24 protein-coding genes and 1 pseudogene are annotated in these 24,604 nt (G+C 62.9%); 17 read left to right on the forward strand and 8 right to left on the reverse strand.

What is annotated here, in order from left to right; genetic code table 11:
* Nucleotides 1-1,326, forward strand: a complete 1,326-nt coding sequence (gene glcF, locus ACFOJ9_RS05350; protein WP_378977388.1) for a glycolate oxidase subunit GlcF — start codon at nucleotides 1-3, stop codon at nucleotides 1,324-1,326.
* 12 nt (nucleotides 1,327-1,338) lie between these two features.
* Here glcF and ACFOJ9_RS05355 read toward each other — a convergent pair whose 3' ends face one another.
* Together ACFOJ9_RS05355 and ACFOJ9_RS05360 are read right to left on the reverse strand one after the other, a co-directional pair.
* Nucleotides 1,339-2,259: a bifunctional 5,10-methylenetetrahydrofolate dehydrogenase/5,10-methenyltetrahydrofolate cyclohydrolase gene (locus ACFOJ9_RS05355; protein ID WP_378977390.1), complete on the reverse strand. Its 921-nt coding sequence runs from the start codon at nucleotides 2,257-2,259 to the stop codon at nucleotides 1,339-1,341.
* 290 nt (nucleotides 2,260-2,549) lie between these two features.
* Nucleotides 2,550-3,287, reverse strand: coding sequence for a L,D-transpeptidase (locus tag ACFOJ9_RS05360; RefSeq protein WP_378977392.1), 738 nt, complete (start codon nucleotides 3,285-3,287; stop codon nucleotides 2,550-2,552).
* Nucleotides 3,288-3,498: 211 nt separating this feature from the next.
* Here ACFOJ9_RS05360 and ACFOJ9_RS05365 point away from each other — a divergent pair, with 211 nt between their 5' ends.
* Entirely contained in the window at nucleotides 3,499-4,137 is a 639-nt protein-coding gene (locus tag ACFOJ9_RS05365; RefSeq protein WP_378977394.1) for a DNA-3-methyladenine glycosylase I, read from the forward strand.
* A 174-nt stretch (nucleotides 4,138-4,311) separates the two neighbouring features.
* Here ACFOJ9_RS05365 and ACFOJ9_RS05370 read toward each other — a convergent pair whose 3' ends face one another.
* A complete protein-coding gene (locus tag ACFOJ9_RS05370) occupies nucleotides 4,312-4,566 on the reverse strand; it encodes a hypothetical protein (RefSeq protein ID WP_378977396.1) in 255 nt (84 codons plus the stop codon).
* Between the two features lie 249 nt (nucleotides 4,567-4,815).
* Between ACFOJ9_RS05370 and hisS the strand changes: the two genes are divergently transcribed.
* From hisS to hisG, 3 genes are all read left to right on the forward strand, one after another.
* Nucleotides 4,816-6,321: a histidine--tRNA ligase gene (gene hisS, locus ACFOJ9_RS05375; protein ID WP_378977398.1), complete on the forward strand. Its 1,506-nt coding sequence runs from the start codon at nucleotides 4,816-4,818 to the stop codon at nucleotides 6,319-6,321.
* 178 nt (nucleotides 6,322-6,499) lie between these two features.
* Nucleotides 6,500-7,621, forward strand: coding sequence for an ATP phosphoribosyltransferase regulatory subunit (locus ACFOJ9_RS05380; RefSeq protein ID WP_378977400.1), 1,122 nt, complete (start codon nucleotides 6,500-6,502; stop codon nucleotides 7,619-7,621).
* The gene (hisG, locus tag ACFOJ9_RS05385) at nucleotides 7,618-8,334 is read left to right on the forward strand and encodes an ATP phosphoribosyltransferase (protein ID WP_378977402.1); all 717 of its coding nucleotides are present in this window, start codon (nucleotides 7,618-7,620) and stop codon (nucleotides 8,332-8,334) included. The genes ACFOJ9_RS05380 and hisG overlap by 4 nt, the downstream gene beginning before the upstream one ends.
* A 172-nt stretch (nucleotides 8,335-8,506) precedes the next feature.
* On the opposite strand, the gene ACFOJ9_RS05390 is transcribed toward hisG, so the two are convergent.
* Nucleotides 8,507-9,589, reverse strand: coding sequence for a transposase (locus ACFOJ9_RS05390; protein ID WP_056580349.1), 1,083 nt, complete (start codon nucleotides 9,587-9,589; stop codon nucleotides 8,507-8,509).
* A 257-nt stretch (nucleotides 9,590-9,846) separates the two neighbouring features.
* Here ACFOJ9_RS05390 and ACFOJ9_RS05395 point away from each other — a divergent pair, with 257 nt between their 5' ends.
* From ACFOJ9_RS05395 to ACFOJ9_RS05405, 3 genes are all read left to right on the forward strand, one after another.
* Nucleotides 9,847-11,619 carry an AMP-binding protein gene (locus tag ACFOJ9_RS05395; protein WP_378977404.1) on the forward strand — a complete coding sequence of 591 codons (1,773 nt, stop codon included), beginning with the start codon at nucleotides 9,847-9,849 and terminating at the stop codon, nucleotides 11,617-11,619.
* Nucleotides 11,620-11,810: 191 nt separating this feature from the next.
* Nucleotides 11,811-12,914 carry a calcium:proton antiporter gene (locus ACFOJ9_RS05400; protein ID WP_378977406.1) on the forward strand — a complete coding sequence of 368 codons (1,104 nt, stop codon included), beginning with the start codon at nucleotides 11,811-11,813 and terminating at the stop codon, nucleotides 12,912-12,914.
* Nucleotides 12,904-13,149 carry a hypothetical protein gene (locus ACFOJ9_RS05405; protein ID WP_378977408.1) on the forward strand — a complete coding sequence of 82 codons (246 nt, stop codon included), beginning with the start codon at nucleotides 12,904-12,906 and terminating at the stop codon, nucleotides 13,147-13,149. The genes ACFOJ9_RS05400 and ACFOJ9_RS05405 overlap by 11 nt, the downstream gene beginning before the upstream one ends.
* 46 nt (nucleotides 13,150-13,195) lie before the next feature.
* Here the strand turns inward: ACFOJ9_RS05405 and ACFOJ9_RS05410 are convergent.
* Nucleotides 13,196-14,103 (reverse strand): annotated as a pseudogene (locus tag ACFOJ9_RS05410) (LysR substrate-binding domain-containing protein).
* A 101-nt stretch (nucleotides 14,104-14,204) separates the two neighbouring features.
* Here ACFOJ9_RS05410 and ACFOJ9_RS05415 point away from each other — a divergent pair.
* Nucleotides 14,205-14,747, forward strand: coding sequence for a hypothetical protein (locus ACFOJ9_RS05415; protein WP_378977410.1), 543 nt, complete (start codon nucleotides 14,205-14,207; stop codon nucleotides 14,745-14,747).
* Here the strand turns inward: ACFOJ9_RS05415 and ACFOJ9_RS05420 are convergent.
* Both ACFOJ9_RS05420 and ACFOJ9_RS05425 read right to left on the reverse strand, forming a co-directional pair.
* Complete coding sequence (locus ACFOJ9_RS05420; RefSeq protein WP_378977412.1) at nucleotides 14,744-15,418, reverse strand: TetR/AcrR family transcriptional regulator; 675 nt, start codon at nucleotides 15,416-15,418, stop codon at nucleotides 14,744-14,746. The two genes, ACFOJ9_RS05415 and ACFOJ9_RS05420, sit on opposite strands and share 4 nt — an antisense overlap.
* Before the next feature lie 114 nt (nucleotides 15,419-15,532).
* Nucleotides 15,533-16,477 (reverse strand): nucleoside hydrolase, encoded by a 945-nt coding sequence (locus ACFOJ9_RS05425; RefSeq protein ID WP_378977414.1) that lies wholly within the window; start codon nucleotides 16,475-16,477, stop codon nucleotides 15,533-15,535.
* Between the two features lie 101 nt (nucleotides 16,478-16,578).
* On the opposite strand from ACFOJ9_RS05425, the gene ACFOJ9_RS05430 reads away from it, so the two are divergent.
* The 4 genes from ACFOJ9_RS05430 to ACFOJ9_RS05445 all read left to right on the forward strand — a co-directional run bounded on the left by ACFOJ9_RS05430 (nucleotide 16,579) and on the right by ACFOJ9_RS05445 (nucleotide 20,426).
* Nucleotides 16,579-17,586: an isopenicillin N synthase family dioxygenase gene (locus ACFOJ9_RS05430; protein WP_378977416.1), complete on the forward strand. Its 1,008-nt coding sequence runs from the start codon at nucleotides 16,579-16,581 to the stop codon at nucleotides 17,584-17,586.
* Between the two features lie 93 nt (nucleotides 17,587-17,679).
* Nucleotides 17,680-18,537 carry an ABC transporter substrate-binding protein gene (locus tag ACFOJ9_RS05435; RefSeq protein WP_378977418.1) on the forward strand — a complete coding sequence of 286 codons (858 nt, stop codon included), beginning with the start codon at nucleotides 17,680-17,682 and terminating at the stop codon, nucleotides 18,535-18,537.
* A 144-nt stretch (nucleotides 18,538-18,681) separates the two neighbouring features.
* Nucleotides 18,682-19,623 (forward strand): amino acid ABC transporter permease, encoded by a 942-nt coding sequence (locus ACFOJ9_RS05440; protein WP_378977420.1) that lies wholly within the window; start codon nucleotides 18,682-18,684, stop codon nucleotides 19,621-19,623.
* Complete coding sequence (locus ACFOJ9_RS05445; protein ID WP_378977422.1) at nucleotides 19,620-20,426, forward strand: amino acid ABC transporter ATP-binding protein; 807 nt, start codon at nucleotides 19,620-19,622, stop codon at nucleotides 20,424-20,426. The genes ACFOJ9_RS05440 and ACFOJ9_RS05445 overlap by 4 nt, the downstream gene beginning before the upstream one ends.
* Before the next feature lie 87 nt (nucleotides 20,427-20,513).
* Here ACFOJ9_RS05445 and ACFOJ9_RS05450 read toward each other — a convergent pair whose 3' ends face one another.
* The gene (locus ACFOJ9_RS05450; RefSeq protein ID WP_109669950.1) at nucleotides 20,514-21,191 is read right to left on the reverse strand and encodes an MIP family channel protein; all 678 of its coding nucleotides are present in this window, start codon (nucleotides 21,189-21,191) and stop codon (nucleotides 20,514-20,516) included.
* Nucleotides 21,192-21,509: 318 nt separating this feature from the next.
* Here ACFOJ9_RS05450 and ACFOJ9_RS05455 point away from each other — a divergent pair, with 318 nt between their 5' ends.
* The 4 genes from ACFOJ9_RS05455 (at nucleotide 21,510) to ACFOJ9_RS05470 (ending at nucleotide 24,527) form a co-directional block, all read left to right on the forward strand.
* Nucleotides 21,510-22,799, forward strand: a complete 1,290-nt coding sequence (locus tag ACFOJ9_RS05455) for an RsmB/NOP family class I SAM-dependent RNA methyltransferase (protein WP_378977424.1) — start codon at nucleotides 21,510-21,512, stop codon at nucleotides 22,797-22,799.
* Nucleotides 22,800-22,940: 141 nt separating this feature from the next.
* Nucleotides 22,941-23,399, forward strand: a complete 459-nt coding sequence (locus ACFOJ9_RS05460; protein WP_013530371.1) for a PaaI family thioesterase — start codon at nucleotides 22,941-22,943, stop codon at nucleotides 23,397-23,399.
* Nucleotides 23,400-23,403: 4 nt separating this feature from the next.
* Entirely contained in the window at nucleotides 23,404-24,066 is a 663-nt protein-coding gene (locus ACFOJ9_RS05465; protein ID WP_378977426.1) for a 5'-methylthioadenosine/S-adenosylhomocysteine nucleosidase, read from the forward strand.
* A 134-nt stretch (nucleotides 24,067-24,200) separates the two neighbouring features.
* Nucleotides 24,201-24,527 carry a helix-turn-helix domain-containing protein gene (locus tag ACFOJ9_RS05470; protein WP_378977428.1) on the forward strand — a complete coding sequence of 109 codons (327 nt, stop codon included), beginning with the start codon at nucleotides 24,201-24,203 and terminating at the stop codon, nucleotides 24,525-24,527.
* Nucleotides 24,528-24,604 lie beyond the last annotated feature (77 nt).

The following is a 24,604-nucleotide window of genomic DNA, read 5'->3' on the forward strand; positions in this document are numbered from 1 at the left end:
ATGCAGACCAACTTCTCAGCCGCCCAGCTTGCCGATCCGCATGTCGCGGAATCGGAGAAGATCCTGCGCAAATGCGTGCATTGCGGCTTCTGCACCGCCACCTGCCCGACCTATGTGACATTGGGCAACGAGCTCGATTCACCGCGCGGCCGCATCTACCTGATCAAGGACATGCTGGAAAACGGCCGCCCGGCCGACAAGGAGATCGTCACCCATATCGACCGCTGCCTGTCCTGCCTTGCCTGCATGACCACCTGCCCGTCGGGCGTCAACTACATGCATCTGGTCGACCACGCCCGCGCCCATATCCAGGAAACCTACAAGCGGCCGCTGCTCGATCGCCTGACCCGCGCCATGCTGGCCTTCGTCCTGCCCTATCCCCAGCGCTTTCGCGTCGCGCTCAGGCTGGCGAAGCTGGGCAAGCCATTCATTGGCCTGTTCGAAAAGCTCCCGGCGCTGAAGCCGCTCAGTGCGATGCTCAAACTCGCCCCGGCATCGATCCCCAAGACTTCGCCATTGGCCTCGCCTGGCATCCATGCCGGGCAGGGGACCAAAAAGGGCCGCGTCGCCATTCTCACCGGTTGCGCGCAATCGGTGCTTGATCCCGGCATCAACGAGACGACGATTTCGCTGCTGACGCGGCTCGGCGTCGAGGTCGTGGTGCCCAAGGGTGAGGGCTGCTGCGGCGCGCTCGTCCACCATATGGGGCTGGAGCAAGCGGCCCTTGCCTCGGCAAGGCAGAATATCGACGCCTGGACGCGTACGATCGAGCAAAGCGGGCTCGATGCCATCGTGATCACCGCGTCCGGTTGTGGTACGACGATCAAGGACTATGGTTTCATGCTGCGTCTCGATCCGGCCTATGCCGACAAGGCCGCACGTGTGTCGGCTTTGGCCAAGGACATCACCGAATATCTCTCGACCCTCGATCTGCCCGAACCGGTGCGCAAGCCGGGCACCATCGTCGCTTATCACTCGGCCTGTTCGATGCAGCACGGCCAGAAGATCACGCACCAGCCAAAGGAACTGCTAGCCAAAGCCGGCTTCGTCGTGCGCGAGCCGCGCGAAGGCCATCTGTGCTGCGGCTCGGCCGGCACCTACAACATTTTGCAGTCGGAGATTTCGGTAAAACTACGCGACCGCAAAGTGAAAAACATCGAGGCGACAGGGGCTGCAATCGTCGCCACCGGCAACATCGGCTGCATCACCCAGATCGCGTCCGCTGCGAAAATGCCGGTGGTGCATACGATCAAATTGCTCGACTGGGCCTACGGCGGACCGAAGCCGGAAGGCGTTCGGGAAGAGAGCCTGATCGCCGCTGAGTAGCGTGTCCCGGCGCTACTCCGCCGCGAGCCTGTCCGCCGTGCCGTAAGTCGCCTCGTAGAGCGCGCGCTGGCGGCTGAGCGCCACCATGGTGTTGCGCAGCAGGATCGCCACCGTGATCGGGCCGACACCGCCCGGCACCGGCGTGATCCAGGAGGCGACATGCCTGACGCTGTCGGTGTCGACGTCGCCGACGACGCGGCTTTGCCCATCCGGCCCGATTTCCGAATTGATGCCGATGTCGATGACGGCGGCGCCCGGCTTGACCATGTCGGCCTTGATCAGCCGGGGCTTGCCGACGGCGACGAACAGCGCGTCGGCGCGCCGCGCGTGCGCCGCGACCGATCGCGTCATGTGGTGGCAGACCGTCACCGTCGCGCCTTCGCTCATCAACAGGAACGCAATCGGCTTGCCGACGATTTCCGAATGGCCGACGATCACGACTTCCAGCCCCCTGAGGTCAAGGCCGGTCTCCTTCAGCAGCTCGACCGAGGCGGCCGCCGTGCAGGGCGCGAGGTCGAGCTGGTTGTAAACGATGTTGCCGATCGATGCCGGATGCATGCCTTCGACGTCCTTGAGCGGATGCACCGCCGCCTGCAGCGTCTTGATCGGGATATGGGCGGGCACCGGCCGCTGGATGATGATGCCGGTGACCCGCGGATCGGCATTCAAGCCGTGGATGGCCGCTTCCAGTTCCCCTGCCGTGATGGTGGCGGGAAAGCGCCGTTCCTCGAAATCGATGCCGGCGAGCTCAGCCTTGGCGCGCTGGTTGCGCACGTAGACGTCCACGGCATCGGTATCGCCGACGGTGATCGAGATCAGCTTCGGCGGAAAACCCTCGGCCTTGGCAATCGCCGCATCCTCCCGAACGGCGGCGATGATGCGCTGGGCAACCGGGCCTCCCTTGAGATAGCGGCTGTCGTCGGACAGGGACATAGTTCGAACCTTTGGTGGGGAGATTGTGCACTGCAATAGCAGAGCATGGCCCGGAAATCAGCCCTGAAAACGAAACACCGTGCCTCCGGGGCGACCTGTCGCACCGGTGAAACGAAAAGGGCAGCGCGGTTACCCGTGCTGCCCTCTCGTGACTGGCCGTATCCCCACACGGCCCGTCCCCCGTTAAACTCGTTGCCAGTCAAGCACGTCTTTCAAAAGTGCGCTATGGCTTGAGGGCAACAGCGCGCCAAAACCTACTCAGCATTGCTTAACTGGCTGATTCGCTATCACTATATCACCTCGACGGTCGTTCCGACATTGACCCGTTCATAGAGGTCGACCACGTCCTCGTTGCGCATGCGGATGCAGCCCGACGACACCGCGCCGCCGATCGTCCATGGCTGGTTGGTGCCATGGATGCGGTATTCGGTGGTGCCGAGATAGAGCGCGCGTGCGCCGAGCGGGTTCTCCATGCCGCCGGCCAGATATGTCGGCAGGTAGCGGCCCTTGGCGGCTTCGCGCTTGATCATCTCCGCCGGGGGGCGCCAGTCCGGCCACTCGCGCTTGTTGGTGATCTTGTGCGTGCCGGACCATTCGAAACCGGGCTTGCCGGTGCCGACGCCGTAACGCCGCGCCTTGCCGTTCTTCTCGACCAGAAAGAGGAAGTTCTGCGTTGTGTCGATGACGATCGTGCCCGGCTTCTGTGCGCCGTCATAGGCGACTTCCTGCGGCAGGTAGACCGGGTTGATCTGTGGGCGCATGACCATGCGTTTGGCCGGTGGCTGCACAGCTGCCGTCTGCACCCGGTCAGGCTGCGCCGGGCGCAGCCGCGGCTGTTGCTGCACGGCCTGGCGATTTTGCCGGACGATGCCCGGCGCATGGCCAAGCTGCAGCACCCACGGTGCGGAAAGATCGGGGCTCACCATCACCGGCGGCCTGTCGGCATAACGGTCGCCAGCGGTCGAGGGTGTGACGCCGGCGGCAAACACAGCCACGGCGCCGAGCACGGGAAACAAAACTCTCTTCATCGGGAACGCACCTTGATCGTCTGATACAACCGGGTGGAAACGCCCCGGTTCAGCGATCATTGGCGCGCAAGCAGCAACCGAAACATGAATCGGAATGCGTAAAATGCCCGCTTGTCAGTAAAGCTTTTGGTGTGGTTACCGCCCGGTTCAGGAATCTGGTAAAGCCGCAGTAAATGCAGCGCAAAACCGCGTTAACGAACGGATCTTGGCTATGGAAAAGGAAAACACCGGCCTGCTCGCCGGTCCCGACGGTATCGCGCGCTGCTTCTGGCACGGCAATCTGCCTGACTATCTGCACTATCACGATCATGAGTGGGGACGGCCGGTAGCCGACGACCGCAGGCTGTTCGAAAAGATTTGCCTCGAAGGCTTTCAGTCGGGCCTGTCGTGGCTGACCATCCTGCGCAAGCGGGAGAATTTTCGCGACGCCTTCGCCGGCTTCGACTTCGACAAGGTCGCCGCCTTCACGGAACGGGATGTCGAACGCCTGCTTGGCAATGCCGGCATCATCCGTCATCGCGGCAAGATCGTCTCGACCATCAACAACGCCAAGCGCGCCCGCGAGATGGCCGATGAGTTCGGCTCGCTGGCTGCCTGGTTCTGGAAGTTCGAACCCGGCAAGGACCAGCGGCCCGTGATCGTCGATCTCGCCCATCTGCGCGCCAACCCGACCACGGCGGTCTCGGTTCGGATTTCGAAGGAGCTGAAGAAGCGCGGCTGGAGCTTCGTTGGCCCGACCACGGTCTATGCCTTCATGCAGGCCATGGGTCTGGTCAACGACCATCTCGAGGGCTGCGTCTGCCGCAAGGAGATCGAGAAGGAGCGGAAGGCTTTCAAGCGGCCGAAATAGAAGCCCTTTTCCCTTCTCCCCCTGTGGGAGAAGGTGGCCTCGCGTAGCGAGGTCGGATGAGGGGTGTTCCAGAGAACGCTGACGTCTCACTCCGCTGGAACACCCCTCATCCGTCTCGGCGCTGCGCGCCGATCCACCTTCTCCCACAGGGGGAGAAGGAAGGGGGGCGCATGCTCAGGTGCCGTTGGCGGCGGCCAGGAAAAGTCCGGCGACGATCGCCACCACCGTGGCCACGGCCGGGTAGATCACCAGCAGGCCGGTCATCAATGCGTCGCGCATGGAGGGCGCCTTGCTGGTGTCGGCCGGGACCTCGAATGGGCCGGCAGCCTGGCTGACCATCTTCGGAGCATGGATGTCGGCCGGGCGCAGACGTGCGGGCAATTCGCCTGCACCGCTGTCGATGGCATGGAATCTTGCAGTGCTGGTCATTGCCGCGAACCCCTCAATTCGGCGCGTTTATCGGCTGCGATTGTGTCGGCACCATGCCGCGCGCATGGCGGGATTGTTTCATTTCCGCTGTGTTTTGTTTCAGAGATGGGCGGAAGCCAGGCGCGCGCTCGCGCTCACTTCCGGAGGGCAAAGATGGCGCGCCTCGGCGGCCTTGCCGCACAAAGCCGCTTCGGCTAGGACACGCGCACTCGAAACACGTCCGCATTTACCAACACAAAGACCCAGCTCATGGCCGACAAATCGGAAAAGACGAAAGCGCGACTGCCGCGCGGTTTTGCCGACCGCAGCGCCGAGGACATCCGCGCCGTCGAGAAGATGATGGCGACGATCCGCTCCGTCTATGAGCTTTACGGTTTCGAACCGGCCGACCAGCCGCTGATCGAATACACCGATGCGCTCGGAAAATTCCTGCCCGATCAGGACCGGCCGAACGAAGGCGTGTTCTCCTTCCAGGACGACGACGACCAGTGGCTGTCGCTGCGCTATGACCTGACCGCGCCGACGGCGCGTTTTGTCGCCGAGAATTACGAGCGCCTGCCCAAACCCTATCGCAGCTACCGCTCCGGCTGGGTGTTCCGCAACGAGAAGCCCGGTCCCGGCCGCTTCCGCCAGTTCATGCAGTTCGATGCAGACACGATCGGCACGCCGGGCGTCGCCGCCGACGCCGAGATGGCGATGATGATGGCCGACGTGATGGAAGCGCTCGGCATCAAGCGCGGTGACTACGTCATCCGCGTCAACAACCGCAAGGTGCTCGATGGTGTGCTGGAAGCGATCGGCCTTGGCGGCGAGGAGAATGCCGGCCGCCGGCTGACGGTGCTGCGGGCGATCGACAAGCTGGACAAGCTCGGGCCGGAAGGCGTGAAGCTTTTGCTTGGACCGGGGCGCTGGGATGGCGGTAAGGAAGGCGAAGGCGACTTCGCCAAGGGCGCCGGGTTGAACAACGGGCAAGCCGAGGCGGTTCTTCTCGCGACAGCGAGGACTATACAGGCCGGCCAGGATTCCATGGTCAGTTCGAACGCGATCTATCAGGAAGGCGTCGGCGAACTCGCGACCATTGAAGCCCTGGTCAGGGCGGCGGGATATGGCGAGGACCGTATTGCCATGGACCGCTCGGTCGTGCGTGGTCTCGAATACTACACCGGTCCCGTCTTCGAGGCCGAGCTTCTGGCGGAAATCCCCAATGAGGATGGCCAGATCGTCCGCTTCGGCTCCGTCGGTGGCGGCGGCCGCTATGATGGCCTCGTATCGCGCTTTCGCGGTGAGCCGGTGCCGGCGACCGGTTTTTCCATAGGCGTCTCCAGGCTGATGACTGCGCTGAAGAACCTCGGCAAGCTCGACAGTGCGGACGTGATCGCGCCGGTCGTCGTGCTGGTGATGGACAAGGACACCGACAGCCTCGGCCGCTACCAGAAGATGGTGGCGGAGCTGCGTGCCGCCGGCATCCGTTCCGAAATGTATCTCGGCGGCGCCGGCATGAAGGCGCAGCTCAAATATGCCGACCGGCGCGGCTGCCCGGTCGCAATCATCCAGGGCGGCGACGAACGCGCCAAGGGCGAGCTGCAGATCAAGGACCTGATCGAAGGCGCGCGCATGTCGGCAGAGATCACAGACAACGCCGAATGGCGCGCCGCGCGCCCGGCGCAGGTGACTGTGGCGGAGGGCGAGCTGGTCTCGGAGGTCGAGAAGATCCTGGCGGCGCAGGCTGCAGACCGCGCGAAGGGTGGCGCTTGAACACCCCCCTCTGGCCTGCCGGCCATCTCCCCCACAAGGGGGGAGATTGGATGTGGCGTGGGCTTTCGCCAATCTCCAGCGTTGAAGTAGGGGCGCCGAGCCTCAAGCTGCCGATCTCCCTCCTTGCGGGGGAGATGGCCGGCAGGCCAGAGGGGGGTGCCTCGCGCCCATCTGATCGATGACCTCCCGCTACCCCGCTATCTCTACCGACATCATAAACCTCTTCGCCACGCGCAACACGCACGCCGTCGAGGTCGCCATACTGCAGCCGGCCGACCCGTTCCTCGACATGGCAGGCGAGGATTTGCGCCGCCGGATTTTCCTGACCGAAAGCGAGACCGGCCAGACATTGTGCCTGCGGCCGGAGTTCACCATTCCGGTCTGCCTTGATCACATAAGTTCGCAGGCCGGCACGCCACGCCGTTATTCCTATCTCGGCGAGGTGTTTCGCCAGCGCCGCGAAGGCGGCAACGAGTTCTTCCAGGCAGGCATCGAGGATCTCGGTGACCGCGACACCGCTGAGGCCGATGCCCGCTCGCTTGCCGACGCGCACGCGCTGCTGTCGCTGGTGCTGCCTGGCCAGGCACTGGCGATCACGCTCGGCGACCAGACCATTTTCGAGGCTGTTCTGGCTGCCCTCGGGCTGCCGCGCGGCTGGCGCATGCGCCTTGCCCGCGCCTTCGGCTCGGCGCTGATGCTTGAGGCGGCACTCGCCGATCTCGCCAACCCGCCGCGCAACAGCCAGCTCTCCGGGCCGGTCGCCGCCCTTGTCCTCGACGGAAACCTGGAAGGCCTTTCCGCGCACATCACCAGTGGCATGGAAGAGGCCGGCCTGTCGGCGTCCGCCGGACGCGCGCCGTCCGACATCGCCCGGCGGCTGATCGAGAAAGCCGAGTTGCGCAGCGTGCGGCTGTCGAACGAGGCCTTCGCGGCGTTGAAGGATTTTCTGGCGATCGACGTGCCGCTCGATGACGCGGCCCAGGCGCTGGATTCCTTCGCCAGCGATGCCAGGCTTTCGCTTGATACCGCGCTGGAGAAATTCGCCGCCCGCGCCAAGGCGATCGAGGCGCACGGCCTGCCGGCCGGAAACATCCGTTACGACGCCGCCTTCGGCCGTCCGCTCGACTATTATACTGGCCTCGTCTTCGAAATCGCGGCTGACAATGGCGACCGGCCGTTGGCCGGTGGCGGCCGTTATGACCGGCTGCTGACCTTGCTCGGCGCGAAGAGGCCGATCCCCGGCGTCGGCTTTTCCGTCTGGCTCGACCGCATCGAAGCACTGCGGGAGAAGGTGCCATGATCACGCTGGCGATTCCCTCGAAAGGCCGGCTCAAGGACCAGGCTCTGGAGGTGCTGGCCAAAGCAGGGCTCGCCGTCAGTCTGCCCGGCGACGAGCGCAAGTACCACGCCCGCGTCGAAGGCCTGAACAATGTCGAAGTGGCGTTCCTATCGGCTTCCGAGATTGCCGGCGAGATCGGCCAGGGTGCGGTCGATCTCGGCATCACCGGCGAAGATCTGGTGCGTGAAAACCTTGCCGACTGGGAGAGCCGCGCCGAAATCGTCGCCCGTCTCGGCTTCGGCAATGCCGATGTCGTGGTGGCCGTGCCCGACATCTGGCTCGACGTCGACACCATGGCCGACCTCGACGACGTCGCCGCCGATTTTCGCCAACGCCACGGCAGACGGCTGCGCATTGCCACCAAATATTGGCGGTTGACCCAGCAATTCTTCTCGCAGAAGCACGGCATCCAGGTCTATCGCATCGTCGAAAGCCTCGGCGCCACCGAAGGCGCGCCGGCGGCGGGACTGGCCGATGTCATCGTCGACATCACCACGTCAGGCTCGACGCTGCGCGCCAATCATCTCAAGGTGCTCGGCGATGGCCTCGTCCTGCGCTCGCAGGCCTGTCTCGTGGCGTCGAAGAAAGATCGTTCCGCCGCGGATGAAGCCATATTGCGTGACATCACTGCGAAGATGAGCGCCCTCCCTCCCCCACAAGGGCATATGCGCTAAGATAGCTTCGGCATGGACTGAAATTTGCGCTTTCGTGGTGGCTCACGCCATCGATGTCGCAAGGCATGGAGATTTTGGCGCAGGGCTGCCAAGGGAGGTTGAGCAAAGATCGCTGCGATCAGAGAGGCGACGATCTGGCGGGTGGCGCGCCACAGCAGCGGGCGCCCGTCGCTCAAGGGGGAGAGACACCCAACTCCTGCGAAAGGGGTTCGGTCACAAGCGCGATGAGGAAGTGGGCAAGAATCCAAGGCTTTGCGATCCTTGGGTCTTTGGCTGGAGGCGCGCGCAGTCCGATCAGGCTCTTCAGACGCTTGAAGGCGAGCTCGATGCGCCAGCGCATGCGATAGAGCTTGAGAACTGTGCCGGAGGGAAACTCCTCCTGGTCAAGCGAGGTCACAAGGATGACAAAGCCGGCGGCAATCAGCGTCTCCGGTTGAACCTGCTTGCCCTTGGCCTTGGCTTCCTTGTTGATTTTGCGCCGCGCTTCTTGTGTCGCAGCCTCGGATTTGCGCAAGGCGATCAGGCGCATCTTCAGGGGCTCGCCCTTCTTGAGGCCCAGCCAGACAGGCGTTTCGATGACCTCCTCCCGGCAGCTCTTCAGGTGGCCGATGAGATCGAACGCCTTGCCGTTGGCGTCGAGCCATCGCACATTCTTCCACGGCGCGCGCACGACAACGTCGCCGTCTTGCGCCATGACCTTTGCGATCCGCTCGGCCTGCAGATAGGCGCGGTCGCCGATGCGGATCTCGCCCGGCACCACCGGCACGCGGTCGATCAGCTCGGCCTCGCTCTGGTCGGTGATCTCGAGGAAATCGAACTGCTCGCGCTCAAGATCGAAGGCGCAGTGCATACGCCAAAGGCCATTGTTCTTCTTCTCATGCACACCCGCCTTGGCAACCGATGTCGCATCGAGGATGCGGATCAGCCGGCCCTTAGGCAAGCCTTCCTCCTCGCGCTTCAAAAGGTGCCCGATCAACTGCTGCAGCCACGGCCCTGCATTGCGCAGCCGGCCGAGCAACGCCACGTCCGAGATGTCGGCGATCCCGCTTGCCGCCGCCCAGGCCACGACGCCCCGCATGCCCACCTTGCCAAGGCAGTAAGCCAGTGTCAGGCGCAACAGATCAGTAGCCGACCTGACGCCCCGCGGCCGCAGAAACGCCTTCGTCTCGCGGGCACTCCCTGCAATCAACTCTTCACCGCCGAGGAGCTCAATCGTCTCGGCCCAGCCGTCATCTACAAGCGATTCGTGAGTCATCGCAGCGTAGAATCACAACCGATTCCCCACTGCAACACCTATCTTAGCGCATATGCCCTTGAGGGGAGGGTGCCTCGCGAAGCGAGGCGGGTGGGGTCGCCCCACGTCGAGCACTGCCGCAATGACCCACCCGTCCATCCGCCTTCGGCGGCTGTCCACCCTCCCCTCAAGGGGGAGGGGATCGTCCAGTACCATCGACGGGATTTCCTCCATCCCGGCAGGCTGATAGGCTCGGCCAGTCCCGGGAGGAGAGAGCGATGCCAGTCAATCTCGACGAGCTGAAGAATGCCTCCAATCTGCGTGGGCGTGGAGCGCGCAGCGGCGGTGTCTTCGTCGCACCCGTCGACGGCAAGGCGCATGTCTCAGGCGAGCGCAATGTGCCGCTGCTCAACACGACAATTCCCGCGCTGTTTTCCGACACAGCCAGCAAATATGCCACGCAAGACGCCGCCGTCTTCGTCGACCAGGACAAGCGCTTCACCTGGAGCGAACTGTCGGACACGGTCGACGCTCTGGCCGCCGGTTTCCTCGCACTTGGCCTGGAAAAGGGCGATCGCGTCGGCATCTGGTCGCCCAACCGCTGGGAATGGCTGGTGACGCAATTCGCCACCGCCCGCATCGGCCTGATCCTGGTCAACATCAACCCCGCCTACCGGCTGACCGAATTCGAATACGCCTTGAACAAGGTCGGCTGCAAGGCGCTGGTCACGGCGGCCAAGTTCAAGACGTCGGACTATCTCGGCATGATCGAGACGCTGGCGCCGGAGATCGCCAAGGCCACGCCCGGCAAGCTCAAGGCGCAAAAACTGCCGGCGCTGAAGATCGTCATCCGCATGGGTGACGAGAACTCGCCCGGCATGTTCAATTTCGGTGATGTGCTGGCCATGGCCGGGCGCGATGAGCATGACAGCCTCGACCGCATCTCGGAGGGGCTGAAGCCCGGCGACGCCATCAACATCCAGTTCACGTCCGGCACCACAGGAGCCCCCAAAGGCGCGACGCTGACCCACAACAACATCGTCAACAACGGCAATTTCGTCACCTCGGCGATCAGGCTGACCGTCGACGACCGGCTGTGCATCCCGGTGCCGCTCTATCACTGCTTCGGCATGTCGATGGGCACGATGGGCTGCGTCACGAAGGGCGCAACCATGGTGTTCCCGGGCGAGGGGTTCGATGCCGGCGCGACGCTGAAGGCGGTGGCTCAGGAACGCTGCACCGGGCTCTACGGCGTGCCGACCATGTTTGTCGCACTCCTCGATCATCCGGATTTTTCATCCTTCGATCTCTCCAGCCTGCGCACCGGCATCATGGCCGGCTCGCCCTGCCCGATCGAAGTGATGAAGAAGGTGGTGTCGCTGATGCACATGGAAGAGGTGACCATCGCCTATGGCATGACCGAAACCAGCCCGGTCTCGTTTCAGAGCGGCGTCGACGACCCGCTGGAAAAGCGCGTCTCGACCGTCGGCCGCATCCACCCGCATGTCGAGGTCAAGGCGGTCGATGCCGATGGCGCCACCGTCGCCGTCGGCGCGCCGGGCGAGCTTTGCACGCGCGGCTATTCGGTGATGAAGGGTTACTGGGACGACGACGATAAGACCCGCGAGGCGATCGACGCCGACGGCTGGATGCACACCGGCGATCTCGCCACCATCGACGCCGAGGGCTATTGCAACATTGTCGGCCGGGTCAAGGACATGGTCATCCGCGGCGGCGAGAACGTCTATCCGCGCGAGGTCGAGGAATTTTTGTACCGCCATCCCAAGGTCAGGGAAGTGCAGGTGTTCGGCATTCCCGACGCCAAATATGGCGAGGAGTTGTGCGCCTGGATCGTGCTCAAGCCCGGCCAGATCGCCACCGAGCAGGAGATCAAAAATTTCTGCGCCGGCCAGATCGCCCACTACAAAATCCCGCGCCACATCCGATTCCGCACCGAATTGCCGATGACGGTGACCGGCAAACCGCAAAAATTCTTGATGCGCGAAGCGATGGTCGAGGAGCTGGGGCTGGTGACGCAGAAGACGGCGTGAGCGAAGGCGGCGCTTCGATTTGTCCGGGGCGCTGAGTTCAGCCAGGTCGCGATCCTGCGGCATCATTTGGAGCGCGTTGTTTGTGAGGGGGGCGAACGCCGGCCGTCGGGGCCTGCCGGATATTCTCCAAGGTGCTCCACACACTCCACATGGGTTTTCCGCAAGGTTCGCAGAAACGCATAGGGGCTTGAATGAGTGGTTTCAGACGATCGGTGGTTTCTTATGCGATGCCCATGGCCGCCTTGGCGATGGCTGTTGCAGTCAGGGCAGGCGGGCTGTCGGCAGACGAAGGTTCGCTGAGCGTCAGGATACTCGTCGGAGCGCTTTCGAGTGCGATAATGTTCACCACCATTTTCGTGGTGCTCGACCACGCCGAGGCGGTGGCTCGGCGTGTAGGAGAGCCCTACGGCACATTGGTGCTGACTTTTGCCGTGACGGCAATCGAGGTGTCGATCATCGTTTCCATGATGCTGCATGGAGAGAACAACCCTACGCTTGCACGTGAGTCCGTCTTTTCAACGGTGATGATTACATCTACCGGCGTTGTCGGCACGTGTCTCGCGCTTGGCGGCTGGCGTCATCGCAAGCAGGCAATTGTTCGACAAGGGACCAGCGCATATTTGGCGGTTCTGATCGCACTGACCATCATGACGCTTATTCTGCCAACCTACACACAAACTACGGGGCCGGGCACATTTTCAGCAGCTCAACTTGGCTTTGTGAGCGTGCTTTCGGTGCTGCTTTATGCAAGTTTTGTGTTCGCGCAGACTGTCCGGCACCGAGACGACTTTATCGAAGGGCAGGCGCACGGCGTTTCGCTGCGGACTGCCCCTCACGAAAGCATCTCTGCCAGCACTTTGCTCCTGTTAATCGGGCTGATTGGCATTGTCATGCTCGCCGAGCAAGTCGCCGCAAGTGTTGAAAATACGCTCGTTGCCTATCAGGTGACACAGGCTGACAGTATTGTGGGGGCATTGATCGCCGGGCTGGTTTTGATGCCAGAGGCCATTTCGGCGGTTCGCGCTTCACTCAACAATGAGCTGCAACGCGGTTTGAATGTCGCGATGGGTTCCGCTTGCGCTACAATTGGTTTGACAATACCGGCGGTCGCAGCCGCCAGCCTGCTGACGGGAAGAGGGTTAACCCTGGGGCTTCCAGCGACTGACACAGTGCTTTTGATTTTAGCGCTCTTCATATGCAACGTGAGCTTTAGTACCGAAAGAACAACGTTTTTGACGGGTACGGTTCATATCGTGGTATTTTTTACTTATTTATTTCTTATATTTGTACCATGAAAACTTTGGCTCAGGCTGGCAATTAGATGCGGCGACGAGACCGGTCGTCAACGGACTGCTTGGGTTCATCAGCCTGGAAACCGATAGCGAACTGCAGACGACCGCCCTTTGCCTGAGATGGCGTTTCCGCTTCCGCACCGAATTGCCAATGACGGTGACCGGCAAGCCGCAGAAGTTCCTGATGCGCAATGCGATGGCCGAGGAACGGGGGCTGGTGGTGCAGAAGACGGCTTGAGGGCAGGGCGCGCCTCGATTTGTCCGCTTCGCCAGAAGCCGAGGCCTCACGCCGCGGATTTGAGGTGGTCGATGAAGGCGCGCAGCTTCGGCAGGATCTGGCGTTTGCCGGGATGATAGAGGAAGACGCCCGGCGTCGTGGCGGCGACCCGTCCAGCACCGATCTGAGTTTTCCCTGGGCGATCGGACCTTCGGCGACGGGTCGAGGCGTCTGCGCCAGCCCAATGCCCTGCATCGCGGCGCCAAGCAACGTCGGATAGTCGTGCGCGATGAGTGGGCCGGAGACCATCGCCTCGATCGTTCCGTTGCCATCGGCGAAGGACCAGGGCGCGATGGCGCCGTTCGAACGGCGCAAGCGCAGGCAGGCGTGGTGGCGCAGATCCTCGACATGCTCGGGGTTGCCGTGGCGCTCGAGATAGTCCGGGCTGCCGACGACAACGAACGGAAACGACGGCGTCAGCCGCACAGCGACCATGTCGGGCGCGATGAACTGGCCAAGGCGGATGCCGGCATCGAACCCGCCGGCCGCGAGATCGACCATCTCGTCGCTCGCGGCGATCTCCAGTTCGATCTCGGGATAGGCTTGGCAGAACGACGCGATCATCGGCTCCAGGATCAACGGCACGACGGCGCGAGGTACGGACAGGCGCAACAGACCGGTCGGCCGTTGGCCGACATCACGCGCGGCCTCGCCTGCCGCGACGAGCTCCTCGAAGGCAGGGCCGGCACGGTCGAGGAACCGCTGACCAGCCTCGGTCAACCCGACACTCCGCGTCGTGCGGACGAACAGCGCCGCACCCATGCGGGCTTCCAGCGTGCGCACCGCCTGGCTCACGGCGGATGGCGTTACGCCGAGATCGGCGGCGGCCCGGCGAAAGTTGCGGCGCCTGGCGACTGCCAGGAACACCTCGACGCCCTCCAGCGCACCGTGTCGGACTGTGTAGTTCTGCTTCATAGGTTGTTGTGATTACAGCGGATAGTCGAACTATGGAAGCGGGCTTAGAGGTAACCGACCGAAGCAGGGGCCGCGTGAACCAGCTTCTGACAGGAGGCCAAATGTCCACGGGAATGCTGTTCCAAACCCATCTCGTTCTAGGCTACGTCGCGTGGCTGCTTTGCTTCGGCGCATACGGTCTGCCGCGGCTGAGCTCAATGGACCGGGTCGCGGCGCAACGTGCCATCGCCACCCTGCACAGCTTCCGCTTCTTCGGGCTCGTCTTCATCCTGCCGGGCGTCGTAAGCCCCAATCTCCCAGCCGACTTCACCGTGTTCGCCGCCTATGGTGACTTTGCGACAGGGCTGCTGGCCATGCTGGCGCTGCTCACGGTGAGGCTACCTCGGCTGTTCTGGCCGTTGGTCGTCGCCTTCAATCTCGTCGGGACGGTCGAGCTCGTCGTCGACTATTACCACGCCATCCAGGTCGGCCTTCCTGCACATGCGGGGGAACTGGGCGCCGCCTACGCGATCCCGATCCTCTACGTGCCGCTGTTGATGATCACGCACGTCGCCGCATTCTATTTTCTGCTACGTCCCCACCAGAACGCGACCCAAGCCATCGCAGACGGTGCGACTGTTTCCTCGCGCATCTGGAGGTCCTAACGCCGTCCCCCCCGCATCTCCGTCGGCCTCGGCGCCGTACCAGGTTCCTGCACAAGCGGTCCGAGCAGCACTTCTCCGAACAGCGGCTGGTAGCGGCGGCGCACGGCCGGGTCCTCCTTGAAGGACAGCGCGTACTGGCCGATCTGGTGGAAATAGGTGATGCGCGCCCGCACGATGCTCTCGTCCTGCGAATAGCCCATGGCGCGGAACGACCGGATGAGCAGCTCGATGCGCAGATCGTCGATATCCTTGACCTCCTGGGCGAGCTTTTTCGATGTCCGCGACCAATCGCGCACGGCCAGGTCAAGCAGGGGACTGAAAGGGGCTTCATCCACCCAGACATGTACGATGTCGGTGAAGAACTGCAGGCCGTCGATGTCGCGGATCTCGCGCATTGCCCAGAACGGCGCGCAGTTGCTGTTTCGCCATTCCTGCAAGAGGCCGCCACGCAGGTCCGCCAGGCTGGCAAAATGGAAATAGAAGCTGCCGCGCGTGACCTTCAGTTGCTGCGCCAGGCGGTCGATCTTGACCTCACCGATGCCGCGCTTTTCGAGCACTTTGCGCGCCGCTGCGATCCAGGCCTCACGGCTGAGCGTCTGCCGCGCCGCTTTTGATCGCGCCGCCGGTCGAGGCGGTCTTTTCGTTTTCGCCAGCGCGCCTTTCCCGTTCATGGAATTCGAGACCTTCGTTGCCGCGCGCAACGCGCATGGCCGATTCGCCAATCGAACCGACCCGTGACTGCTTCGCAATTCTCCGTGTCACCGTCTATCGCCGGACACGCATTTTCAGGGCAGTGCACTGATCCGCTCCAGCATCAGCGCGAAGAACGGAGCCGGATCGATCCGGCGCAGGACGTTGCAGTTCTTGCGGCGGCCGGTGACGTGCCACCAGTCGACGACGGTCATGCCTATGGTCTCCGGCGAGACGATATCGACCGTCACGGCGCACTGGCGCTGCTCGTAGATCTCGGGAGCCAGTAGGTAACCGGTGACGCACGCATCGTGGATGGGGCGAGCCGCCGTCGCGAATTTATGGGTGCCGTATTGGCGATAGAAGTCGGCCAGATTGGCGGCCTCGATCGCCGCGCGACTGCCGGTGGCACGCAGGGCGTCGAGCCATTCAGGCGTCATCAGGGCGGTGTAGGTGCAGTCGATGCCGGCCATCGTGACCGGCACGCCGCTGTCGAACACTTTGTGCGCGGCATGCGGATCGACGAAGATGTTGAATTCCGCGGCAGGCGTGGCATTGCCGCCCTGAAAAAAGCCGCCGCCCATCAGCACGACTTCGCGTAGCCGGGGAATGATCCTCGGCTCCATGGTCATGGCCATGGCCAGGTTGGTCATCGGGCCGAGCGTACAGACGGTCAACTCGCCTTCCGGCGCGTCCATGATCGTGCGCACCAAATAGTTGACCGCGTGCTCGCTCTGCAGCGGCGTGACGGGTTCGGGCAGATCGGCGCCATCGAGGCCCGTTTCGCCGTGAACATATTCGGCCGTGATCAGCTTGCGCACCATCGGCGCCGGGCAGCCGGCATAGACCGGCACATCGGGCCGCCCGGCCAATTCCACGACCTTGAGCGCGTTCTTGGCCGTCAAGGCGAGTGGCACGTTGCCGCCGACCGTCGTGATGCCGACCACCTCGAGTTCGGCTGGCGAACCAAGCGCGAAAAGGATCGCGAACGCGTCGTCCTGACCAGGATCGGTGTCGATGATTATCTTGCGTGGTGCCATTGTGCCGCGATTTTCCCGTTGCGCTCGAAAGCCTATTGCTGAGGCGATTTGGATGTGTAGAAATACAGTACTGTATCTTATGTTCAAGACAAGGTGTTCGAATGGACGCACGCGGCGACTTTTCCGAAATTCCGATCCTCGACGTGTCGGCGCTTTACGGCGGCGACCAGGATGCGATCGCCGCGACGGCGACGACATTGCGCCGGCATCTCGAGACGATCGGCTTCCTCTATGTCGTCGGGCACCCGATCCCGCGTGCCGACGTCGAGGCGGTTCGCGAAGCCAGCAAGCGCTTCTTCGCTCTGCCCGAGGAGCAGAAACTGGCGCTGAAGATCGACAGGAATTTCCGCGGCTATCTGCCCTTTGCTGGCTCGACCATCGTGACGTCGTCGGTGGCGACCGTGAGCAAGCCGAACCAGAGCGAATCGATCTTCTTCATGCACGAGGTCGAGGCCGACGACCCCAGGGCATTGGCCGACAAGCCGCTGCAGGGCCCCAACCAGTGGCCGGACGAGGCGGCGCTCGCCGGCTTCAGGCTGACGATTGAACGTTATGTGGATGAGATGAGCACGCTCGCCCGCAAGATGGTCGGCGCTATCGCGCTTTCGCTTGGACTTCCGACCGACAGTCTCGACCGCTATTTCGATCGGCCGACGACCTTCCTGCGGTTGCTGCACTATCCGACGCAGCCCCAGGAAGAGGGGCTTTTCGGCTCGGCCCCACACACCGATTACGGCTTCATCACGCTGCTCGCGCAGGACAATGTCGGCGGCCTGGAAGTCAAGAACAAGGCGGGCGACTGGGTTCCCGCGCCGCCGGTCCCGGACTCCTTCGTGATGAATGTCGGCGACATCCTGGCGCGCTGGTCGAACGACCAGTTCGTCTCGACACCGCATCGCGTTATCAACCGGTCGGGGCGCGAGCGCTATTCCCAGCCCTTCTTCTTCGACCCGTCCATGGATGAAACGATCGAAGCGCTGCCGGTCTGCGTGCCGGCCGGTAGCCGGCCGAAATATGAGCCGGTGCTTTACGGCGACTATCTGATGGAGCGCATCGACAAGAACTACCACTACCGCAAGAAGAAGGCCGCGGAGACAGCCAGTTCATAGACGGATCGATGCGCGGCTGCGTCGGTGCGGACGCGAGGCCCGGATTGGAGAGCAGACTGCAGGAACCGTTGTAATCAAAAAAGGGGAACGAAAATGAGAGCACATTTGCAGATGGCAGGTTTGGCGCTGGCCGCACTTGCCGTAGCCTGGGGCGGACCTTCGGGCGCCGCCGAGGTGACGAAATCGGCTGAGGTCCAGCGGACCGGCATGCTGACCGTCGCCAACACGCTGGACTATGCGCCGTTCGAGTATCTCGACGCCGACGGCAAGCAGACCGGGATCATCATAGAACTGGCCGGTGAGGTGGCCAAGCTGGTCGGCGCCAAGCTGGACGTGGCGCGCACACCTTTCCCCTCGATGATACCGGGCTTGGCGGCTGGCCGTTTCAAGGTCGCCTGGGAGACGTTCTCCGCCACGCCCGAGCGGCTCAAGCAGGTCGATTTTGTCATGTTCCTGAAGGCCGGCCTGGCTGTTTCGACGTCGCCGGACAAGAAGGCGAGTTTCAGCGGCGACACCCCGCTCTGCGGCAAGCGGATCGGTGTTTCGGCAGGCAGCGCATCGGATTTCCTGGTCGACAAGCTGAGCACGGAGTGCACCGGCAAGGGCCAGGCAGCGATCGAAAAATCGGTCTTCAACTCGTCGACGGATATCGTCCAGGCGGTGCTGTCCGACCGCGTCGACGCCCGCATGGACGATGCGACCGCATCGAGCTATTTCGAGGTGACGAGCAAGGGCCAACTCGTGGTGCTGCCGACCCTCTATGAAGTCGCCCCGCTCGGCATGGCGATCGCCAAGGACGACAAGGAGACCGCCGACATGATGGTGGGCGCACTCTCCGAGCTGTTCAAGAATGGCACCTACAAGGCTGTTCTCGACAAATATGGCATGGGCGCCTACGCGATCAAGGAGCCCTATTTCGTCGGCAGCATGGAGGCGTTGCGCGCCGACTAACAAAGTTTGTCCATTTGGACGCACTTTGTTCTAAGACTTTGATCGTGCTTTCCGAAATCGATTTTCGGGCTGATGCGATAGCGGCTGTCGGCGCCCGGTCTCGTATCGGGCGCCGTTTGCGGATGAAGACCAGGAGAACCAGCGATGGGCGTGGCCCACCCAACCGAGATACGCATCGAGCCAGGCGTCGCCGAGGCGGTTTCGCGCCTGACCGTCGTGCCGCAGCGCCGCTACGGCATCTGGGTCGGCACCGCGCTGGCCCTGTTTTTGGCGTTCCTCATCATCCGGGCCTTCGCCAGCAATCCTGCCTTTGCCTGGCCCACGGTGGTGGGCTACCTGTTGCATCCCTCTGTCATGCGCGGCCTCGGCAACACCTTGATGCTGACCGCGGTGATCATGATATTGGCGATCGTTGTCGGCACGGTCATTGCCATCATGCGCGTGTCGCCAAGCCCGGTGCTGCGTGCCTTCGCGGGTCTGTACGTCTGGTTTTTCCGTGGCGTACCGGCCCTGATACAGCTGATCTTCTGGTTCAACCTGTCGCTGCTCGTGCGCGAAGTCTCTTTGACCATCCCCTTCGTCGGCACGCTGTTTTCCGTGCGCACCAATGATTTCATGACGCCATTCTTCTCCGCCGTCGTCGCCCTTTCCCTGTGCGAGGCCGGCTACATGGCCGAGATCATCAGGGCCGGCATCAAGTCGGTGCCATCTGGCCAGGCTGAGGCGGCGAGCGCGCTTGGCATGCCCTACCGCATGATCCTGAAGCGCATCACGCTGCCGCAGGCGATGCGCTTCGTGCTGCCGCCAACCGGCAATGAGGCCATCAACCTTTTGAAGATGACCTCGCTGGTGACGTTCATCGCCGTCGACGACCTGTTCTATTCTGCCCAGAGCATCTATGCGCGCACCTTCGAGACGATCCCGCTCCTGATCGTGGTCGCCTTCTGGTATCTCGCGGTGGTCAGCATCATGTCGGTGGGACAGCATTTCCTGGAACGCCATTTCGGTCGCAGCGACACACGCCGCGATCCCATGACGATGCGCTTCCTGCGCAATGTCATCAGCCTGCGTGGCATTTCCCGATGAGCGATGTGAAGGAAGAGAATCGTGCCCGCTTCGGCGTGCCAGCCGACTCCATGGTCTTCGCGCGCGGGGTGCGAAAGTCCTATGGTCCGCTCGAGGTCCTCAAAGGTGTCGATCTCGATGTGCCTGTCGGATCGGTCGCCTGCATCATCGGCCCCTCGGGTTCTGGCAAGAGCACATTCCTGCGCTGCATCAACCATCTCGAGAAGCTCAGCGCCGGCATCCTGCTCGTCGACAGTCAGTTCGTCGGCTACGACCTCAGGGACGACAAGCTCTACGAGGTCAATGACGACCTGCTTTGCCAGCGGCGCGCCGAGACCGGCATGCTGTTCCAGTCGTTCAACCTGTTTTCGCACATGACCGTGATGGAGAACCTGATCGAGGCGCCGACACAGGTGCGGCGCATCCCGCCGGACCAGGCAAAGGCCGAAGCGGAGATACTGCTCCGGCGCGTCGGTCTCCTGGACAAGGTCAACCGCTATCCGAGGGAACTGTCCGGCGGTCAGCAGCAGCGTGTGGCGATTGCCCGGGCGATGGCGATGAAGCCGAAGGTCCTGCTCTTCGATGAGCCGACATCGGCGCTCGACCCCGAACTCGTTGGCGAGGTGCTGCAGGTCATGCGCGATCTGGCCGAAAGCGGCATGACGATGGTCGTGGTTACCCACGAGATCGGCTTTGCTCGTGAGATCGGGGATCAGCTCGTGTTCATGGATGGCGGCGTGATCATCGAACGCGGCGTTCCGCGCGAGATGATTGCCAATCCGGTATCGCCGCGAACCCGCGAGTTCCTGTCGCGGGTGCTTTGACGGCAAGAGAATCCACCCAAGAGAGGATCCACCAAAGAAAAAGGCGCGGATCTGGCCCGCGCCTTTTTGTGTTCAGCCTTCCAAAGCTCAGTCCTTCTCGAAGATGCGCGCCTTGGCGACGACGCCGGCGATGGCGCCGCCGATCAACGGTGCAACGATGAACAGCCAGAGCTGGCCGATCGCCGCAGTTCCCGAAAACAGCGCCGGGCCGATCGAACGGGCCGGATTGAGCGACGTGCCGGTCACCGGGATGATGGCGAAGTGCAATCCCGCCAGCGTCAGGCCGATGACCAGCCCTGCGAACGCCGTTGAGTGCTTTTCAGCCGTGACGCCCAGGATCACGGTGACGAAGGTGAAGGTGCCGATCACTTCCCACAGGAATGCCGAGCTGACACCCCATTTTGCCACGTCCCAGCCATTGGCGCCGAAGCCGGTGGTGTGTCCGCCAACCTGGCCGGAGACGATGATCCACAATGCCAGCGAAGCAAGGACGCCGCCGATGATCTGCGCGATCCAGTAGGGGATGACGTCCTTGGCCGGTAGCCGGCCGGCGAGGAAGACACCCAGCGTCACCGCCGGATTGAGATGCGCGCCCGAAATCGGTCCGATCGCATAGGCCGCCGCAATGAGGCCGATGCCGAACGCCAGACCGATGCCTTCCTGGCCAAGCGGCAGCGCACCGCCGAAGCCGCCCGTCACCACCGACGCCGTGCCGATGAACACCAATAGAAATGTGCCTAGAACTTCCGCCAGATAAGTCTTCATTGCCCTCTCCTCGTAGCGATCCGCCGGTCCGCGTTTTCCACGCCGCGAATCATGTCGGCAAGAGTATTCCCTGGCGAAAAACTTGGGAAGCAGTGCAGTTGCGCCAGATTGCGTGCTTGTAGTCCCCAGTTACGAACATTAGAGAGCTTTCATCTATTGATTTGTCTGTTACCGCTCGCCGAGGACAATCATCTTTTGGATGCCGGCCGCGATCAGGATTGCCTCGTTCGTCGCAAGGCGGAAGCGGGGTTCAATCCAGCCCCAAAAGGCTCTAAGAGCAGGCTCAGAGATCACGTGCTCGATTTGATGGAATGACGAATGCGACTGGGTGGACGGCTGGCTGCGGCCATCGAAGTGCTGGAAGACATCGGCCGGCGCCATCGGCCGGTGGCGGATGCGCTGAAGGATTGGGGCCTGTCGCATCGCTTCGCCGGCGGTGGTGACCGCGCGGCGATCGGCAACATCGTCTATGACGCCTTGCGCCACAAGCGTTCCGCCGGCTGGCTGCTGGGCGAAGACACGCCGCGCGCCATCGGCTTCGGCGCACTGCTGCTCGAATGGGGCCAGACGGCCCAGTCGCTCAACGATGCGCTCGATGGCGACAAGTTCGCGCCGCCGCTGCTGACCGCCGCCGAGCTTCAGGCAACCGCCGAGCGCCGGCTTGCCGATGCGCCGGACGCGGTGCGGGCGGATGTTCCCGACTGGTGCGCGCCGCTTTTCGAGCGAGCCTTTGGCCCCGCCTGGGTCGAAGAAGGCGCCGCGCTGGCGACACGCCCGCCGCTCGATCTCAGGGTCAACACCTTGCAGGCCAATCGCCACAAGGTGCTGGCCGAACTGACGGGAACCGGCGCGAAACCCGCCGCCATCGCCCCTCAGGGTATCCGCATCCCGCCTATCGACGGCGACGGCAGGCACCCGAACGTGCAGGCTGAGCCGGCTTTCCAGAAAGGCTGGTTCGAGGTCCAGGACGAAGGCTCGCAGGTGGCGGCCGCCCTTGCCGGGGCCGAAGCCGGCATGCAGGTGCTGGATTTCTGCGCCGGCGCCGGCGGCAAGACGCTGGCATTGTCGGCTTCGATGGACAATCGTGGCCAGATCTTTGCCCACGATGCCGAAAAGGCCCGGCTGGCGCCGATCTTCGACCGCATCCGCCGCTCGGAAAACCGCAATGTCCAGATCGTCACAAAACCGGCTGAACTCGCCCCGCTCGGCAACCACATGGACATCGTGCTGGTCGATGCGCCCTGCACCGGCAGTGGCACCTGGCGGCGCCGTCCCGATGCCAAATGGCGGCTGACGCAAAGACAGCTCGATGCCCGCAAGGGTGAGCAGTCCGCAATCCTCGATGCGGCCAAGGCCTATGTCAAGTCAGGCGGCCTGCTGGTCTACATCACCTGCTCGGTCTTCGATGAGGAGAATGGTGAGCAGGTCGCGGCCTTCCGGGACCGCAACAGCGGTTTTGTCCCGGTAGATCATCGCGCGCTCTGGGACAGCCGTTTTCCTGGCCATGAGGCAGCCGCACGCATCGGTGCCAAAGGGGACATCTCGCTGTCGCCCGCGCTGAGCGGTACCGACGGGTTTTACTTCTGTGCGTTGCGCAGGTCGGCCTGAATCCGATTGGGTATCGCCAATTCCTGATGGATGCGTGCCACCAGCCGGCGGGGGAGGTCGATTGCTGCAGTGCAGCAAAAGCATTTGCCTGCCGCCTATGCCTCTGCAATAAGCTTATCCGCATAAAGGAAGGCAGCGGCCATGGCAGCAAAGATCGTACCCGCCCCGGACTATGAAGATCGCGTCAGGACCTCTTTCGCGCGCCAGAAAGCGATGGCGACGATCGGCGCCGAGCTGACGCTGGTGACGCCCGGCATCATCGAGATCGAGATGCCCTATTCGGCAGCACTCACCCAGCAGCACGGCTTTCTGCATGCCGGCGTCATTTCGACGGCGCTGGACTCGGCCTGCGGCTATGCCGCTTTCTCGCTGATGCCGGAAAACTCCGGCGTATTGACCATCGAGTTCAAGGTCAATCTGCTGGCGCCCGGCCGCGGCGAGCGCTTCCTGTTCCGCGGCTCGGTGACGAAGCCCGGCCGCACCATCATCGTCGCCGATGGCCAAGCCTATGCCTTCGCCGCGGATGGCGAGGCCAAGCTGATCGCCACCATGACCGGGACCATGATGACGGTAGTCGGCCGTGACGGCATAGAAGGCTGATCCGATGGGCAGCGTTGTGCGACTTGGCGGCAAGGACGTCCTCTTCGTCATGGCGGCGCAGGCCGAATACGGCCCGCACCTCAAACAGCTGTTCGCGCCGCTGATGACCGGCGTCGGACCGGTCGAGGCCGGCGTCAGGCTGGCGGCCGAACTGTCCTGGCTGAAGTCGCAGAAGGCGCTGCCGGATCTCGTCGTGTCGCTCGGCTCAGCCGGTAGCCGGACGCTGGAGCAGGCGGAAATCTATCAAGCCATCTCGGTCAGCTACCGAGATATCGACGCCTCGCCGCTCGGTTTCGAGAAAGGGGCGACGCCCTTCCTCGACCTGCCGGTGACGGTGCCGCTGCCGTTTAGGATTCCTGATGTAAGGGAGGCGACGCTGTCGACCGGCGGCGCGGTCATCACCGGCGCGGCCTATGATGCGATCGCCGCCGATATGGTCGACATGGAGACTTTCGCTTGCTTGCGTGCCTGCCAGCTGTTCGACATCCCGCTGATCGGGCTGCGCGGCATTTCCGACGGCGCGGCTGATCTCAGGCACGTCGGCGACTGGACCGAATATCTGCATGTCATCGACGAGAAGCTGGCCGGGGCAGTCAGGCAACTTGAGCCGGCAATCAAATCCGGCGCACTGCTGTTTGCTCCATCCCCAGGCGCCGAACCGGATTGAGCAGTCAACCTCGCACCAATTGCGCCACCCATTTCGCTCCTCTAACGCCTACTGCAGAAATATGTATTTTTTCAATGGATTAACAGATAATTATCCGTATTTTGTTTCTGACTTGTGCCGTCTGAAATAGATAATTGGAAAGCAGCCTGGACATGTCGCCGGGCTTTTTTATTAGGCCGATTTCGCCTACATGTAGTGACAACCATGAGATATCGATTCGCATCATGATGCTTTACGTCCCGATGACGGCAACCGAATTCCGCGCTTGCCTCGCCGCCATCCCGCTTTCCCAATTGGCTTTCTCTCGACTGCTAAGCGTGGCTCCGCGTACGGTACGCTCTTGGGCACTGGCCGAGCGGCAAATACCACCGCACGCCGCCATGATCGCTCGCCTGCTGGCGACCAAGCGAATTACGGTGAAACAGTTGCAGCATGCCGCCATGACGCAACTTGGCGGCTAGGCTTTTTCAGCCTTGCAGTATAGGCACTATCAACCTATATTCTCTGGTTGCCGGGCAGCCGTCGTTTCCGATAGGCG

The organism is Mesorhizobium cantuariense, assembly GCF_042647205.1.
Lineage (GTDB): Bacteria > Pseudomonadota > Alphaproteobacteria > Rhizobiales > Rhizobiaceae > Mesorhizobium > Mesorhizobium cantuariense.

Coding starts and splice junctions, on each gene's coding strand:
- ACFOJ9_RS05360 (WP_378977392.1), bottom strand. CDS start 3,287: ATGAAGAGAGTTTTGTTTCCCGTGCTCGGCGCCGTGGCTGTGTTTGCC.
- ACFOJ9_RS05430 (WP_378977416.1), top strand. CDS start 16,579: ATGGACGCACGCGGCGACTTTTCCGAAATTCCGATCCTCGACGTGTCG.
- hisG (WP_378977402.1), top strand. CDS start 7,618: ATGATCACGCTGGCGATTCCCTCGAAAGGCCGGCTCAAGGACCAGGCT.
- ACFOJ9_RS05465 (WP_378977426.1), top strand. CDS start 23,404: ATGGGCAGCGTTGTGCGACTTGGCGGCAAGGACGTCCTCTTCGTCATG.
- ACFOJ9_RS05420 (WP_378977412.1), bottom strand. CDS start 15,418: ATGAACGGGAAAGGCGCGCTGGCGAAAACGAAAAGACCGCCTCGACCG.
- glcF (WP_378977388.1), top strand. CDS start 1: ATGCAGACCAACTTCTCAGCCGCCCAGCTTGCCGATCCGCATGTCGCG.
- ACFOJ9_RS05455 (WP_378977424.1), top strand. CDS start 21,510: ATGCGACTGGGTGGACGGCTGGCTGCGGCCATCGAAGTGCTGGAAGAC.
- ACFOJ9_RS05355 (WP_378977390.1), bottom strand. CDS start 2,259: ATGTCCCTGTCCGACGACAGCCGCTATCTCAAGGGAGGCCCGGTTGCC.
- ACFOJ9_RS05460 (WP_013530371.1), top strand. CDS start 22,941: ATGGCAGCAAAGATCGTACCCGCCCCGGACTATGAAGATCGCGTCAGG.
- ACFOJ9_RS05390 (WP_056580349.1), bottom strand. CDS start 9,589: ATGACTCACGAATCGCTTGTAGATGACGGCTGGGCCGAGACGATTGAG.
- ACFOJ9_RS05445 (WP_378977422.1), top strand. CDS start 19,620: ATGAGCGATGTGAAGGAAGAGAATCGTGCCCGCTTCGGCGTGCCAGCC.
- ACFOJ9_RS05425 (WP_378977414.1), bottom strand. CDS start 16,477: ATGGCACCACGCAAGATAATCATCGACACCGATCCTGGTCAGGACGAC.
- ACFOJ9_RS05435 (WP_378977418.1), top strand. CDS start 17,680: ATGAGAGCACATTTGCAGATGGCAGGTTTGGCGCTGGCCGCACTTGCC.
- ACFOJ9_RS05440 (WP_378977420.1), top strand. CDS start 18,682: ATGGGCGTGGCCCACCCAACCGAGATACGCATCGAGCCAGGCGTCGCC.
- ACFOJ9_RS05395 (WP_378977404.1), top strand. CDS start 9,847: ATGCCAGTCAATCTCGACGAGCTGAAGAATGCCTCCAATCTGCGTGGG.
- ACFOJ9_RS05380 (WP_378977400.1), top strand. CDS start 6,500: ATGACCTCCCGCTACCCCGCTATCTCTACCGACATCATAAACCTCTTC.
- ACFOJ9_RS05365 (WP_378977394.1), top strand. CDS start 3,499: ATGGAAAAGGAAAACACCGGCCTGCTCGCCGGTCCCGACGGTATCGCG.
- ACFOJ9_RS05400 (WP_378977406.1), top strand. CDS start 11,811: ATGAGTGGTTTCAGACGATCGGTGGTTTCTTATGCGATGCCCATGGCC.
- ACFOJ9_RS05370 (WP_378977396.1), bottom strand. CDS start 4,566: ATGACCAGCACTGCAAGATTCCATGCCATCGACAGCGGTGCAGGCGAA.
- hisS (WP_378977398.1), top strand. CDS start 4,816: ATGGCCGACAAATCGGAAAAGACGAAAGCGCGACTGCCGCGCGGTTTT.
- ACFOJ9_RS05415 (WP_378977410.1), top strand. CDS start 14,205: ATGTCCACGGGAATGCTGTTCCAAACCCATCTCGTTCTAGGCTACGTC.
- ACFOJ9_RS05450 (WP_109669950.1), bottom strand. CDS start 21,191: ATGAAGACTTATCTGGCGGAAGTTCTAGGCACATTTCTATTGGTGTTC.